The organism is Vibrio sp. R15-SG3-ISO1B (genome assembly GCF_059833835.1).
Genome location: NZ_JCBDGG010000038.1, coordinates 16014 through 29691, shown reverse-complemented (window position 1 = coordinate 29691; position 13678 = coordinate 16014). Strand labels below are relative to the sequence as shown.

The 13678-nt window shown below is 50.1% G+C and carries 14 protein-coding genes; 12 read left to right on the top strand and 2 right to left on the bottom strand.

The genetic code is table 11. The features are described from left to right. Both dnaN and dnaA read right to left on the bottom strand, forming a co-directional pair. Positions 1–1101, bottom strand: a complete 1101-nt coding sequence (gene dnaN, locus AC6R0S_RS11370) for a DNA polymerase III subunit beta (RefSeq protein ID WP_500626275.1) — start codon at positions 1099–1101, stop codon at positions 1–3. Between the two features lie 108 nt (positions 1102–1209). Beyond that, a complete protein-coding gene (gene dnaA, locus AC6R0S_RS11365; RefSeq protein ID WP_500626274.1) occupies positions 1210–2616 on the bottom strand; it encodes a chromosomal replication initiator protein DnaA in 1407 nt (468 codons plus the stop codon). A 420-nt stretch (positions 2617–3036) separates the two neighbouring features. On the opposite strand from dnaA, the gene AC6R0S_RS11360 reads away from it, so the two are divergent. From AC6R0S_RS11360 to AC6R0S_RS11305, 12 genes are all read left to right on the top strand, one after another. Next, entirely contained in the window at positions 3037–3783 is a 747-nt protein-coding gene (locus AC6R0S_RS11360; protein WP_334555525.1) for an amino acid ABC transporter substrate-binding protein, read from the top strand. A gap of 103 nt (positions 3784–3886) precedes the next feature. Further along, the gene (locus AC6R0S_RS11355; protein WP_334555526.1) at positions 3887–4558 is read left to right on the top strand and encodes an amino acid ABC transporter permease; all 672 of its coding nucleotides are present in this window, start codon (positions 3887–3889) and stop codon (positions 4556–4558) included. Continuing rightward, positions 4555–5292 carry an amino acid ABC transporter ATP-binding protein gene (locus AC6R0S_RS11350; protein WP_487902959.1) on the top strand — a complete coding sequence of 246 codons (738 nt, stop codon included), beginning with the start codon at positions 4555–4557 and terminating at the stop codon, positions 5290–5292. Before AC6R0S_RS11355 ends, AC6R0S_RS11350 begins: the two co-directional genes overlap by 4 nt. A gap of 257 nt (positions 5293–5549) precedes the next feature. Next, on the top strand, positions 5550–5684 hold the full coding sequence (gene rpmH, locus AC6R0S_RS11345) for a 50S ribosomal protein L34 (RefSeq protein ID WP_005378825.1): 135 nt from the start codon (positions 5550–5552) through the stop codon (positions 5682–5684). Positions 5685–5726: 42 nt separating this feature from the next. Next, on the top strand, positions 5727–6050 hold the full coding sequence (rnpA, locus tag AC6R0S_RS11340) for a ribonuclease P protein component (RefSeq protein WP_334555528.1): 324 nt from the start codon (positions 5727–5729) through the stop codon (positions 6048–6050). After that, the gene (yidD, locus tag AC6R0S_RS11335) at positions 6017–6274 is read left to right on the top strand and encodes a membrane protein insertion efficiency factor YidD (protein ID WP_334555529.1); all 258 of its coding nucleotides are present in this window, start codon (positions 6017–6019) and stop codon (positions 6272–6274) included. The genes rnpA and yidD overlap by 34 nt, the downstream gene beginning before the upstream one ends. Before the next feature lie 2 nt (positions 6275–6276). Further along, positions 6277–7896 (top strand): membrane protein insertase YidC, encoded by a 1620-nt coding sequence (gene yidC, locus AC6R0S_RS11330; RefSeq protein WP_500628987.1) that lies wholly within the window; start codon positions 6277–6279, stop codon positions 7894–7896. Between the two features lie 131 nt (positions 7897–8027). Beyond that, positions 8028–9389 (top strand): tRNA uridine-5-carboxymethylaminomethyl(34) synthesis GTPase MnmE, encoded by a 1362-nt coding sequence (gene mnmE, locus AC6R0S_RS11325; RefSeq protein WP_500637947.1) that lies wholly within the window; start codon positions 8028–8030, stop codon positions 9387–9389. Between the two features lie 51 nt (positions 9390–9440). After that, on the top strand, positions 9441–9875 hold the full coding sequence (gene mioC / locus AC6R0S_RS11320) for an FMN-binding protein MioC (RefSeq protein ID WP_500626271.1): 435 nt from the start codon (positions 9441–9443) through the stop codon (positions 9873–9875). A gap of 466 nt (positions 9876–10341) precedes the next feature. Further along, complete coding sequence (mnmG, locus tag AC6R0S_RS11315) at positions 10342–12240, top strand: tRNA uridine-5-carboxymethylaminomethyl(34) synthesis enzyme MnmG (RefSeq protein WP_500630501.1); 1899 nt, start codon at positions 10342–10344, stop codon at positions 12238–12240. Then, a complete protein-coding gene (gene rsmG / locus AC6R0S_RS11310) occupies positions 12237–12869 on the top strand; it encodes a 16S rRNA (guanine(527)-N(7))-methyltransferase RsmG (RefSeq protein WP_487902954.1) in 633 nt (210 codons plus the stop codon). Before mnmG ends, rsmG begins: the two co-directional genes overlap by 4 nt. Positions 12870–12883: 14 nt before the next feature. After that, a complete protein-coding gene (locus AC6R0S_RS11305) occupies positions 12884–13657 on the top strand; it encodes a ParA family protein (protein ID WP_334555535.1) in 774 nt (257 codons plus the stop codon). Positions 13658–13678 lie beyond the last annotated feature (21 nt).

Genomic DNA, 13678 nt, shown 5'->3' with positions numbered 1-13678 from the left:
CTAGAGTCGGATCGGCATCACCACGTACATGGCACTGTCATCGACGCTGTTCTCAATTAACGCACTGGCGTTGGCATCAGACATTGAGACTCTCACGGTCTCGCAGCGCAGCGTATTAAGCACATCCAGCACATAGCTGACGTTAAAGCCAATCTCAATCGGCTCGCCGTCAAAGTGAACATCGAGCATCTCTTCCGCTTCTTCTTGCTCTGGGTTGTTGGCGGTAATGCGCATTTCGCTGCCATCGAGGTTAACGCGCACGCCACGAAACTTCTCATTCGAGAGGATCGCCGCACGCGAGAACGCTTGGCGCAGCTCATCGCAGCCCGCTTCCAATGTTTTGGTGGTGCTTTGTGGCATCACGCGGCGGTAGTCAGGGAAACGACCGTCCACCAGCTTAGAGGTAAAGACGTAATTGTTGACCTCAGCGCGCAGGTTTGAGCTACCAATTTGCAACACCACAGGTTGCTCTGGCGCATCCAGCAACTTGACTAATTCCAGCACCCCTTTACGCGGCACGATGATCTGCTTTTTGGCAAACTCACCGACCAGCGGAGTTTGCGCGACCGCCATACGGTGACCATCGGTGGCCACGCTGCGCAGCGTGGTGTCTTCAATCTCAAACAACATGCCATTGAGGTAGTAACGCACGTCTTGGTTCGCCATCGAAAACTGCGTTTTTTCTACTAGTCCACGCAGTTCACTTTGCGTCAGGGAGAGTTCGACTTCACTCTGCCAATCTTCAATGTTTGGAAAATCGCTGGCTGGCAGTGTAGAGAGAGAGAAACGACTACGACCAGAGCGCAGTTGCACGCGATCGCCCTCTAAAACAAATGTGATCACCGCGTCATCAGGCAGTCCACGGCAAATATCAAGAAACTTACGCGACGGGACAGTCACGCTGCCCGCTTCAAATTCACCTTCAAGCTGCACACGGCTGACCAGCTCGACTTCTAAATCCGTCGCCGTCAACGTCAGTTGGTTGTCCACTACTTTGATCAATAAGTTACCAAGGATAGGTAGAGTGGCACGGCCACCTAACGCCCCTGAGACTTGCTGCAGTGGTTTCAGCAGATGACTACGTTGAATGGAAAATTTCATAGCACGCTCTTAAAGAAATCTTGTTGTTGGCGAAGAGAACAAACATGGCCACGATAAGGGATTGAGCCCTACCTTGGCCATGAATATAAACCGTTAGAATAGCGCGATTTACGAAGAAAGAGTACGGATTAAGTTGGAGTAATCCTCTTTAATATCGTGACTCTCTTCACGCAGTTGTTCAATCTTACGACACGCATGAAGTACGGTCGTATGATCGCGACCACCAAAGGCATCGCCAATCTCTGGCAAGCTGTGGTTGGTCAGCTCTTTAGCCAGCGCCATCGCCAATTGACGAGGTCGCGCAACCGAACGAGAGCGGCGCTTCGAGAGCAGATCCGCCACTTTGATTTTGTAGTATTCCGCGACCGTTTTTTGAATATTGTCGATGGTGACCAGCTTTTCTTGTAAGGCAAGCAGATCACGCAGAGCTTCACGCACAAAATCGATCGTAATAGGACGACCCGTAAAGTTGGCGTTCGCAATCACCCGATTGAGCGCCCCTTCAAGCTCACGAACGTTGGAGCGCAGGCGCTTAGCAATAAAGAACGCCACTTCATCGGCCAGATGGATTTGGTGATCTTCCGCTTTTTTCATCAAGATGGCGACGCGCGTTTCAAGCTCAGGTGGCTCAATGGCGACCGTCAATCCCCAACCGAAGCGGGATTTCAGGCGATCTTCTACGCCGTTGATCTCTTTCGGGTAGCGATCCGAGGTCAAGATGATCTGCTGATTGCCCTCAAGCAAGGCGTTGAAGGTATGGAAGAACTCTTCTTGTGAACGCTCTTTGTTGGCAAAAAACTGAATGTCATCGATCAAGAGGGCATCCACACTGCGGTAGTAACGTTTGAACTCTTCAATCGCGTTGTTTTGCAGCGCTTTCACCATATCTTGCACAAAACGCTCTGAGTGCATGTAAACCACTTTCGCGTTGGGTTTGTTGTCGACAATCGCATTGCCCACGGCGTGCAGCAAGTGGGTTTTACCCAAACCGGTACCGCCGTACAGAAAGAGCGGGTTGTACGCCGCGCCTGGGTTGTCCGACACCTGACGTGCCGCCGCCAAGCCCAATTGGTTCGATTTACCTTCAACAAAGTTGTTGAACTTATGCTTGGGGTTCACATTGGAGCGGTGGTTGATGTCTGCCATCGCTTGCGGGTCATCATCCCAGGTTTTATGCACAGGCTTACGCGCTTGCAATTGTGCCGGGGCTGACGATTCCGCCGCCACATCGGCCGGGGTGCGTTTGGGTGCAGGTGCCTGCGCTTGCACAGGGCGACTGCCCACCTCAAAACGTAAATGAGGAATATCGTTGCCACAATATTCCTGCAAAAGACGGGTGATGCTGTTGAGGTATTTATCGCGAACCCAATCAAGGACAAAACGGTTGGGCGCAAATAAAGTGAGAGTATTGTCGTTGAGCTCAGCTTGTAAAGGACGGACCCACATGCTGAATTCAGTTGCTGGAAGCTCTTCTTGAAGCTGTTGCAAACATTGCAACCAAAGCGAAGATGACACGATGCCCTCACTCGTAATTCTATGATCGGAAAAGACTGGCAATTTTACCTGTTGATAACCGAGATCGCCAGCGATTGATCGAGGATCCAGTGAATAAGATCGAAGTTATTCACAATATTTCTGCCATTATTGGTGAGATCATCACACCCTGCCCCATTTTTACCCACACATTGATCCACAATGGCGCAATGATCGCAGGATCGTCGATCTGGTGATAACTCTGTGAATGAATAGTTTCACAGCGATCATATTTTGCGGATCTCGGCGCCAGAAGTCGCCCCAACCCCATCAATAGAGCGTCAATGATTATCCACAGCTATAATCTTATTCCGCATCCATCTAGATTATGGCAACTTGTTATTTATCTAAATGACAAGGATGACAGTAGTATTTCTCCCTATAAATTTTAGGAGTTGTAAAATGAAAAACTGGATTAAAGCGGCTGTTGCCGTTATCGCACTTTCTGCTGCCACCGTTCAAGCTGCGACTGAGGTCAAAGTGGGTATGTCTGGCCGTTACTTCCCGTTCACCTTCGTTGAGCAAGACAAGCTGCAAGGCTTTGAAGTGGATCTATGGGATGAGATTGGCAAACGTAACGACTATCAAGTGGAATACGTGACCGCCAACTTCTCAGGTCTGTTTGGTCTGTTAGAGACGGGCCGCATCGACACCATCTCAAACCAGATCACCATGACAGAAGCGCGCCAAGCGAAATACCTGTTTGCTGACCCATACGTCGTAGATGGTGCGCAAATCACCGTGCGTAAAGGTAACGACGACATCCAAGGCGTGGAAGATCTCGCAGGTAAAACCGTTGCGGTGAACCTAGGTTCAAACTTTGAGCAACTGCTACGCAGCTACGACAAAGACGGCAAAATCAACATCAAAACCTACGACACAGGTATCGAACACGATGTGGCACTAGGCCGCGCGGATGCGTTTGTTATGGACCGTCTCTCTGCACTTGAGCTGATCAAAAAAACGGGCCTACCGCTACAATTAGCCGGTCAGCCGTTTGAAACCATTCAAAACGCATGGCCATTTGTGAACAATGAGAACGGCCAAAAACTGCAAGCAGAAGTGAACAAAGCACTGGCAGAAATGCGTGCTGACGGTACACTAGAGCAAATTTCTCAAAAGTGGTTTGGCGCTGACATTACTCAGTAATCGGCTCCGCCTCCATAAATCCGTTTCGGATTGACGAAAAAACCCACTGCTCTCTTGCTTGCAGTGGGTTTTGTTTTTCTCGCCTTAGTCATTGGGATACGTAATGGGATTCGACTTTAATTACATGCTCAACCTGATGCCAATACTGCTCAAGTACCTTGGCACCACCATGGAAATGGCCACTTGGGGTTTGGTGTTTTCACTAATTTTAGCCGTGATATTGGCCAATATTCGCGTATTTCGCGTCCCAGTGCTCGATCAGTTGAGTCAGCTCTATATCAGCTTCTTCCGTGGTACGCCGCTGTTGGTGCAGCTGTTTCTTCTTTATTATGGCCTGCCACAAATTTTTCCTTTATTGGTGGGACTCGATGCCTTTAGCGCCGCAGTGATTGGCTTAACGCTCCACTTTGCCGCCTATATGGCAGAGAGCATTCGCGCCGCCATCATCGGCATCGATCGCAGCCAAATGGAGGCGAGCTTGTCGGTGGGTATGACGACACCTCAAGCCATGCGCCGCATTATTTTGCCGCAAGCAACGCGCGTAGCGCTGCCATCGCTGATGAACTACTTTATCGACATGATCAAATCGACCTCGCTTGCTTTTACCCTTGGCGTGGCCGAGATCATGGCCAAAGCGCAGATGGAAGCGTCATCCAGTTTTCGTTTTTTCGAAGCGTTTTTGGCGGTTGCGCTGATTTACTGGGGCGTGGTGGTCATTTTGACCCGCGTGCAGATTTGGGCCGAAGCGAAACTCAATAAGGCGTACGTACGATGATTACACTGACCAATATTCATAAGCGCTTTGGTGACAGCGAAGTACTCAAAGGGATTGATCTCAGCATCAAACAGGGCGAAATCATCGTAATCATCGGCTCAAGTGGTACCGGCAAATCGACGCTGCTGCGCTGTGTGAATTTCCTTGAGAATGCCGATCAAGGCACCATCACTATTGATGATGTTACGGTCGACAGTGCCAAACACACCAAATCGGACGTGTTAGCCCTAAGGCGCAAAACCGGCTTTGTGTTTCAAAACTACGCGCTGTTTGCACATATGACCGCCAGACAAAACATTGCCGAAGGGCTGATTACCGTACGTGGCTGGAAAAAAGAGCAAGCGCTGGCTCGCGCGCAGCAAATCCTCGACGATATTGGCCTTAGTGACAAAGGCGACAGCTACCCAGCGGCCCTCTCTGGTGGTCAGCAGCAACGGGTCGGCATTGGTCGAGCGATGGCGCTGCAACCGGAACTGCTGCTGTTTGATGAACCCACCTCAGCCCTCGACCCTGAATGGGTGGGTGAGGTATTACAACTGATGAAAGATCTCGCCACCAAGCACCAAACCATGCTGGTGGTCACTCATGAAATGCAGTTTGCAAAAGAAGTGGCGGATCGCGTGATCTTTATGGCTGAAGGCCATATTGTTGAGCAGGGATCGCCAGATGAACTCTTCAATCACCCACAAGATCCAAGGCTGAAGAAGTTCTTAAGACAGGTAGGCGCTGAGTAACTATCGCTGAAAGGGATCACCGGTAAACAGCGACAAGGATCGCCGATAAGGATCCTTTGATCCTTGAGATTTTGCTCACACTACGTATAATCCCCCGGCGCGGAATTTCATCATTGACTCTTAATGTGACAGTGATTACAATTCCGCCTCTTTGTTGAGAGGCGTCGGTTTGTCCTCCTTATCTTAATAAAGAAGACACTTTGACCCACGCCGGGTTAACATCGACCTAAAACTACTGATCAGTAAAGGTAATTATCATGAAACGCACTTTTCAACCTACAGTTCTAAAGCGCAAGCGTACTCACGGCTTCCGTGCTCGCATGGCAACTAAGAACGGTCGTAAAGTAATTAATGCACGTCGTGCTAAAGGCCGTGCGCGCCTGTCAAAATAATTTTTTATTTTGAATACGTACGCGTTCAATCGGGAGTTACGTTTGTTAACTCCCGAGCATTATCAAAATGTCTTCCAGCAAGCTCACCGAGCTGGCTCACCTCATTTCACCATCATTGCCCGTAACAATACCCTTTCCCATCCAAGACTGGGACTTGCGGTACCTAAAAAGCAAATCAAAACTGCCGTTGGCCGCAATCGCTTTAAACGCCTTGCTCGCGAAAGTTTTCGTAACAAACAACACCAACTTCCTAATAAAGATTTTGTTGTTATTGCCAAGAAAAGCGCGCAAGATCTCAGCAATGATGAAATTTTCGCCCTGTTTGATAAATTATGGCAGCGTCTGTCTCGCCCTTCACGTGGCTAGCCATCGGGCTGGTCCGTCTCTATCAAGGCCTGATTAGTCCTCTTATTGGGCCGCGCTGTCGTTTTACTCCAACCTGTTCTACCTATGCCATTGAAGCGTTGAAAGCTCACGGTTTTGTAAAAGGGTGTTGGTTATCAAGCAAACGTCTATTAAAATGCCACCCTTTGAATGAAGGTGGCTATGACCCCGTTCCACCAGCCCAAACACAAGACAGAGATAAATAACGATGGATTCTCAACGTAATATCCTGTTAATCGCGCTAGCACTGGTTTCTTTCCTCTTGTTCCAACAATGGCAAGTCGCAAAGAACCCAGCACCGCAGCCGGTTGAGCAGGCACAATCAAGCAGTACTTTACCTGCACCATCTTTTGCAGATGAGCTTGATCCCGCACCGTCACAACAAGCTTCAGCAAAAACCATCACCGTAACCACTGACGTTTTGACGTTAACCATTGATACGGTAGGTGGTGATGTGGTTCATGCAGACCTAAACCAGTACTCCGCTGAACTTGATTCCGCCGATCCATTCGTTCTTCTCAAAAACGAAGCGGGCCACCAGTTCATCGCTCAAAGTGGCCTTGTTGGCCCACAGGGCATTGACCTAAGCAGCTCGAATCGTCCGCAATACGCCGTTGATGCCGACACCTTTACCTTGGCAGAAGGTCAAGATGAGCTACGCATTCCAATGACATACGCGGCCAACGGTCTTGAATACACCAAAACCTACATCCTAAAGCGTGACAGCTACGCAGTGGATGTCGAATTTGATGTTCGTAACCTATCAGGTAACAACGCGACCTTTGGTATGTACGCGCATCTTCGTCAAAACCTGATGGACGATGGTGGCAGCATCACTATGCCAACTTACCGTGGCGGTGCGTACTCCAGTGACGACACCCGTTACAAAAAGTACAGCTTCGATGATATGCAAAGCCGTAATCTGTCGATTACCTTACCGAATGGTCAAGGTTGGGCAGCGATGATCCAACACTACTTTGCGAGTGCATGGATCCCACGAAACGAACCTGGCACCAATCTGTACACTCGTGTGATCGGTAATATGGGCGACATCGGCGTTCGCATGCCAAACAAAACCATCGCTGATGGTGAGTCTGCGCAGTTCAACGCCACGCTGTGGGTGGGTCCAAAACTGCAAGACGCGATGGCAGAAACGGCACCTAACCTAGACTTGGTGGTCGATTACGGTTGGCTATGGTTCATCGCTAAGCCACTGCACACTTTGCTCTCTTTCATTCAGAGCTTTGCGGTGAACTGGGGTGTCTCTATCATGATCCTCACGTTCATTGTCCGTGGTGCCATGTACCCACTGACCAAAGCCCAATACACCTCAATGGCGAAAATGCGTATGCTTCAGCCTAAGCTGCAAGCAATGCGTGAGCGTATCGGTGATGACCGTCAGCGCATGAGCCAAGAGATGATGGAGCTGTATAAGAAAGAGAAAGTGAACCCGCTGGGTGGCTGTCTACCGCTTATTCTCCAGATGCCGATCTTCATCGCCCTCTACTGGGCATTGATGGAATCGGTCGAGCTTCGTCACTCGCCGTTCTTCGGTTGGATTCACGACCTCTCTGCGCAAGACCCATACTACATCTTGCCGCTACTGATGGGTGCGTCGATGTTCCTCATCCAGAAGATGAGCCCAACCACAGTGACAGACCCAATGCAGCAGAAGATCATGACCTTTATGCCGGTGATGTTTACCTTCTTCTTCCTGTTCTTCCCGTCTGGCCTAGTACTTTACTGGTTGGTTTCGAACGTGGTAACACTTATCCAGCAAACGCTCATTTACAAGGCGCTGGAGAAAAAAGGCTTACATTCGAAGTAACAGCTAAGCATCATCAAAAGGCGGCCAAAAGGTCGCCTTTTTGTTTTGCGCTGTTTACAATTTGCTGACGACCATTGCGCCATACAGATTCAGCGCCTAATTCGCTGTTTATTGACCATAGAGATAATCTTATGACCACAGAGACCATCGTAGCCCAAGCCACCGCCCCAGGCCGAGGCGGTGTCGGCATCATTCGCGTGTCAGGCCCGCTTGCCGAGCAAGTGGCTATCGCGGTGACCGGCAAATCACTGCGTCCTCGCTACGCCGAATATTTGCCGTTTATGGCCCAAGATGGCAGCCAACTAGACCAAGGCATTGCACTCTATTTCCCCAATCCCCACTCGTTCACGGGCGAAGATGTCCTTGAACTTCAAGGGCATGGCGGCCCTGTCGTGATGGACATGCTGATCAAACGCATCGTCGATATTCCGGGGATTCGCATCGCACGCCCAGGGGAATTTTCCGAGCGCGCGTTTTTAAATGACAAGCTCGATTTGGCGCAAGCCGAAGCGATCGCCGATTTGATTGATGCGAGCTCAGAAGAAGCGGCTAAATCGGCGCTCCAATCGCTTCAGGGCGCGTTCTCGGGCCGAATTAATACCCTGGTCGAGTCACTGATTCATCTGCGTATCTACGTTGAAGCCGCGATTGATTTCCCCGAGGAAGAGATCGATTTTCTCGCCGATGGTAAAGTCGCCGCCGATCTGCAAACCATCATCGACAACCTAGAAGCTGTGCGCAAAGAGGCCAACCAAGGCGCCATCATGCGTGAAGGGATGAAAGTGGTGATCGCTGGTCGACCTAACGCCGGTAAATCCAGCCTACTCAATGCGCTATCAGGCAAGGAATCTGCGATTGTGACCGACATTGCAGGCACAACGCGTGACGTGCTGCGCGAGCACATCCACATTGACGGCATGCCTTTGCACATTATTGATACCGCTGGGCTGCGTGATGCGTCGGATGAAGTGGAAAAAATCGGTATCGAGCGCGCTTGGGATGAAATTGCCCAAGCGGATCGCGTGCTATTTATGGTCGATGGCACCACCACCGACGCCACCGATCCCAAAGAGATTTGGCCGGATTTTGTCGATCGCCTGCCCGACAGCATCGGCATGACCGTGATCCGCAATAAAGCCGATCAAACAGGCGAGGAACTTGGGATCTGCCATGTGAACACACCGACGCTGATCCGCTTGTCCGCAAAAACGGGCGCTGGCGTCGATGCACTGCGCACTCACCTGAAAGCCTGTATGGGCTTCTCCGGCAGCAGTGAAAGTGGCTTTATGGCCCGCCGCCGCCATCTCGATGCACTCGCCAAAGCGGCCGAGCACCTCGATATCGGTCAGCAGCAACTTGAAGGCTACATGGCCGGAGAAATCCTCGCAGAAGAGCTGCGTATCGCTCAGCAACATCTCAATGAGATCACTGGCGAATTCAGCTCTGATGACCTACTAGGCAGAATTTTCTCTTCATTCTGTATCGGTAAATAACTCACAATGCGCGGCACACGGTCGCGCTTTTTATTGGCGTAAGGAAAACCCATGATCCATATAATAACAGGCAGTACCTTAGGCGGAGCCGAATACGTGGGCGATCACCTCAGTGATCTGCTGATTGAACAAGGCTTTGAAACCACAATCCACAACCAACCGGATCTGAATGAGATAGAGGCACAAGGCACTTGGCTCATCATCACTTCAACCCACGGTGCGGGCGAATACCCAGACAACATTCAGCCCTTCATTGCCGCGCTGCAAAACACACCGCCAAATATGGCGAACGTCAACTATGCGGTGATCGCGATTGGTGATTCGAGCTACGATACCTTTTGCGCAGCAGGCCAACATGCCTACGCCCTATTGGAAGACATAGGTGCCACGCCGCTCGCGGAGTGCGTTACGATTGATGTCCTTAGCCATGACGTACCAGAAGATGCGGCACAAGCCTGGCTAGAAACTCATATCGACCGTTTCTGATCCCCCTCCTCGGCCAGTATTGTGCGCAATATTGGCCGCTGTTCACCTCACCTTCTCTTTTCCTCTCGTACTGTTCGCTGCTTTTTTAGCCAAAGTATCTGTGGATAACTAAGATGATATCCCGTTATCTTCCTTTAGTTATCCAAATAACAACTTTTACCTTTGCCAACCCCTGTGTATAACCATCGATTTTGATCCCAGGTAATCCTCGATCAGATCAAGGTAAGATCACATGATATGATCATAAAAAGATCCATGATCTTGTTGATCATTTTTTAGTTATCCACAGAGATCGTCGATCCTAATAGTAGATCTAATAAAAGATCATATATATAGATCTTATATATATAAGAGTTTCAGCCCTTTAAGACAAAAGCATCAAAAGCATTTTCTCTCCCTTGGAAAGAAGGTAGAATAACGCTCTTTTAACTTTTCTATTGCTTGATTGAATACCTGAGGTCAGTTCATGCTTTATCACGAAAACTTTGACGTCATCGTTGTCGGTGGCGGTCATGCAGGAACGGAAGCCGCCCTCGCGTCTGCACGTACAGGTCAAAAGACGCTGTTGCTGACGCACAATATCGACACCCTAGGACAGATGTCATGTAACCCTGCCATTGGTGGGATCGGTAAAGGCCATCTTGTCAAAGAGGTCGATGCAATGGGCGGTTTGATGGCACAAGCCATCGACCACGCAGGTATTCAATTTCGTACACTCAACGCTTCCAAAGGCCCAGCGGTACGCGCCACTCGCGCTCAAGCGGATCGTGCTTTGTACAAAGCGTATGTTCGCCATGCGTTGGAAAACGCGCCAAACCTAACCCTATTCCAACAATCGGTGGATGACCTGATTGTTGAGAACGAAGTGGCGGTCGGTGTGGTGACTCAAATGGGTCTCAAGTTTCGCGCCAAAGCAGTGGTACTCACCGTCGGGACATTCCTAGGTGGCAAGATCCACATTGGCATGGAAAGCGCTTCTGGTGGCCGCGCTGGGGATCCACCATCGATCGCGCTTGCGGATCGTCTGCGTGAATTACCGTTCCGCGTTGATCGTTTGAAAACCGGTACGCCTCCGCGCATCGATGCACGCAGTGTGGATTTTTCACAGCTAGAAGTGCAACACGGTGACAACCCGACCCCGGTATTCTCGTTTTTAGGTGATCGTCGCCAACATCCGGCGCAGATCCCGTGTTACATCACGCACACCAACGAGAGCACCCACGAAGTGATCCGCAACAACCTCGATCGTAGCCCGATGTACGCCGGGGTGATTGAAGGGATTGGGCCACGTTACTGTCCTTCGATTGAAGACAAAGTGATGCGCTTTGCGGATAAGAACAGCCACCAGATTTTCATTGAGCCGGAAGGCTTGACGACACACGAACTCTACCCAAATGGTATTTCCACCAGCTTGCCGTTCGATGTTCAGGTTCAAATCGTGCGTTCAATGAAAGGGTTTGAAAACGCGCACATCGTGCGTCCGGGATACGCAATCGAATACGATTTCTTCGACCCACGCGATCTCAAGCAAACCTATGAAACCAAATTTATCTCTGGTCTGTTCTTTGCGGGCCAGATCAACGGTACCACCGGTTACGAAGAAGCGGCGGCACAAGGTTTGATGGCCGGTTTGAACGCCAGTTTGCACAGCCAGGGCAAAGAAGGTTGGAACCCGCGACGCGACCAAGCCTACATGGGCGTGTTGATTGATGACCTCTCGACCATGGGCACGAAAGAGCCTTACCGCATGTTTACCTCGCGCGCCGAGTACCGTTTGCTGCTGCGTGAAGACAACGCCGATCTGCGTTTGACCGAAAAAGCGCATGAATTGGGCTTGGTGAGTGAGGCGCGTTGGACGCGATTCAATCAAAAGATCGAGCAGATGGAAAAAGAGCGTCAGCGCCTACAAGATATCTGGATCAACCCGAAATCGGCGGGGATCGATGCGCTGAACGATCTACTGAAAACTCCGTTAGTGCGTGAAGCAAGCGGTGAAGATCTTCTTCGTCGCCCTGAAATCACCTATCAGCAGCTGACCTCGCTAGAGACCTTCCAGCCTGCGCTGGATGATCAACAAGCGGCAGAGCAAGTGGAGATACAAGTCAAGTACGAAGGTTACATCAAGCGTCAGCAAGACGAGATTGAGAAATCATTGCGTCATGAACACACCAAGTTGCCGCTCGATTTGGATTACCGACAAGTGAAAGGTTTGTCGAACGAAGTGATTGCCAAGCTGTCAGAAGCCAAACCTGAGTCGATTGGTATTGCTTCTCGTATCTCAGGTATTACGCCAGCCGCAATCTCCATTTTGTTGGTGCATTTGAAAAAGCACGGTATGTTGAAAAAAGGTGAGGAAGCGGCATGAGCGCACTACGTGACAAACTCGATGCGCTGATCGCGACCACTGACCTGCAGGTCTCTGATGCGCAACGCGAGCAGTTGGTGGGTTATGTGGCAATGCTGGACAAGTGGAACAAAGCCTACAACCTGACCTCAGTGCGTGACCCGTTTGAGATGTTAGTTAAACACATCTTGGATAGCATTGTTGTGAGTACTCACTTAGTCGGTGAGCGCTTTATCGATGTCGGTACTGGTCCAGGATTGCCAGGGATCCCTTTGGCGATCATGCACCCAGAGAAAACCTTTTATTTGCTCGACAGTCTCGGCAAACGCATTCGCTTTATCAAACAAGTGCTGCATGAGCTGGGGATAAAAAACGTGACGCCGATTCAAAGTCGCGTCGAAGAGTTTCAACCAGAAGAGAAGTTTGACGCTGTTCTAAGTCGCGCATTCGCTTCTATGGTAGACATGGTCAGTTGGTGTCATCACCTTCCAAAAGCGGAGTCAGGCGTGTTTCTGGCGCTGAAAGGTCAATTGCCTCAGGATGAGATTGAACAATTGCCCGACTGGTGTTCTGTGAGCGAGATCAAAGCTTTGAATGTTCCAGAGTTGGAAGGCGAGCGTCATCTAGTAATCTTATCGCGCAAGGATTAATAGCGAGGTTCACTGTGGGAAAAATCGTAGCAATTGCTAACCAAAAAGGTGGCGTGGGTAAAACAACGACCTGTGTCAACTTAGCCGCATCTATGGCTGCGACTAAGCGCAAAGTGTTGGTCATTGACCTCGACCCGCAAGGAAACGCAACCATGGCAAGCGGTGTTGATAAGTACCAAGTCGACGCCACGGCCTACGAACTGCTGGTTGAAGACGTACCGTTCGAAGAGGTGGTCTGTCGTAAGACGTCTGGCAATTACGATTTGATCGCGGCTAACGGTGATGTCACCGCCGCAGAAATCAAATTAATGGAAGTGTTTGCCCGCGAAGTGCGTCTCAAGCACGCCTTATCCTCCGTTCGTGATAACTATGATTTCATCTTTATCGATTGTCCTCCGTCGCTAAACCTTCTTACAATCAATGCTATGGCTGCAGCTGATTCCGTCTTGGTTCCGATGCAGTGCGAGTATTTCGCGTTAGAAGGGTTAACGGCATTGATGGATACAATCAGCAAGCTCGCTGCTGTCGTCAACGAAAATCTAAGAATCGAGGGCTTGTTACGCACCATGTATGACCCGCGTAATCGCCTCTCGAATGAAGTGTCCGATCAACTCAAAAAGCACTTTGGCAACAAAGTGTACCGCACTGTTATTCCCCGAAATGTTCGCTTGGCCGAAGCGCCGAGTCATGGCAAACCTGCCATGTATTACGACAAGTATTCAGCGGGCGCAAAAGCGTACCTTGCCCTTGCTGGAGAAATGCTTCGCCGCGAAGAAGTACCCGCATAATCAACCGAAGGATTCCGTCTT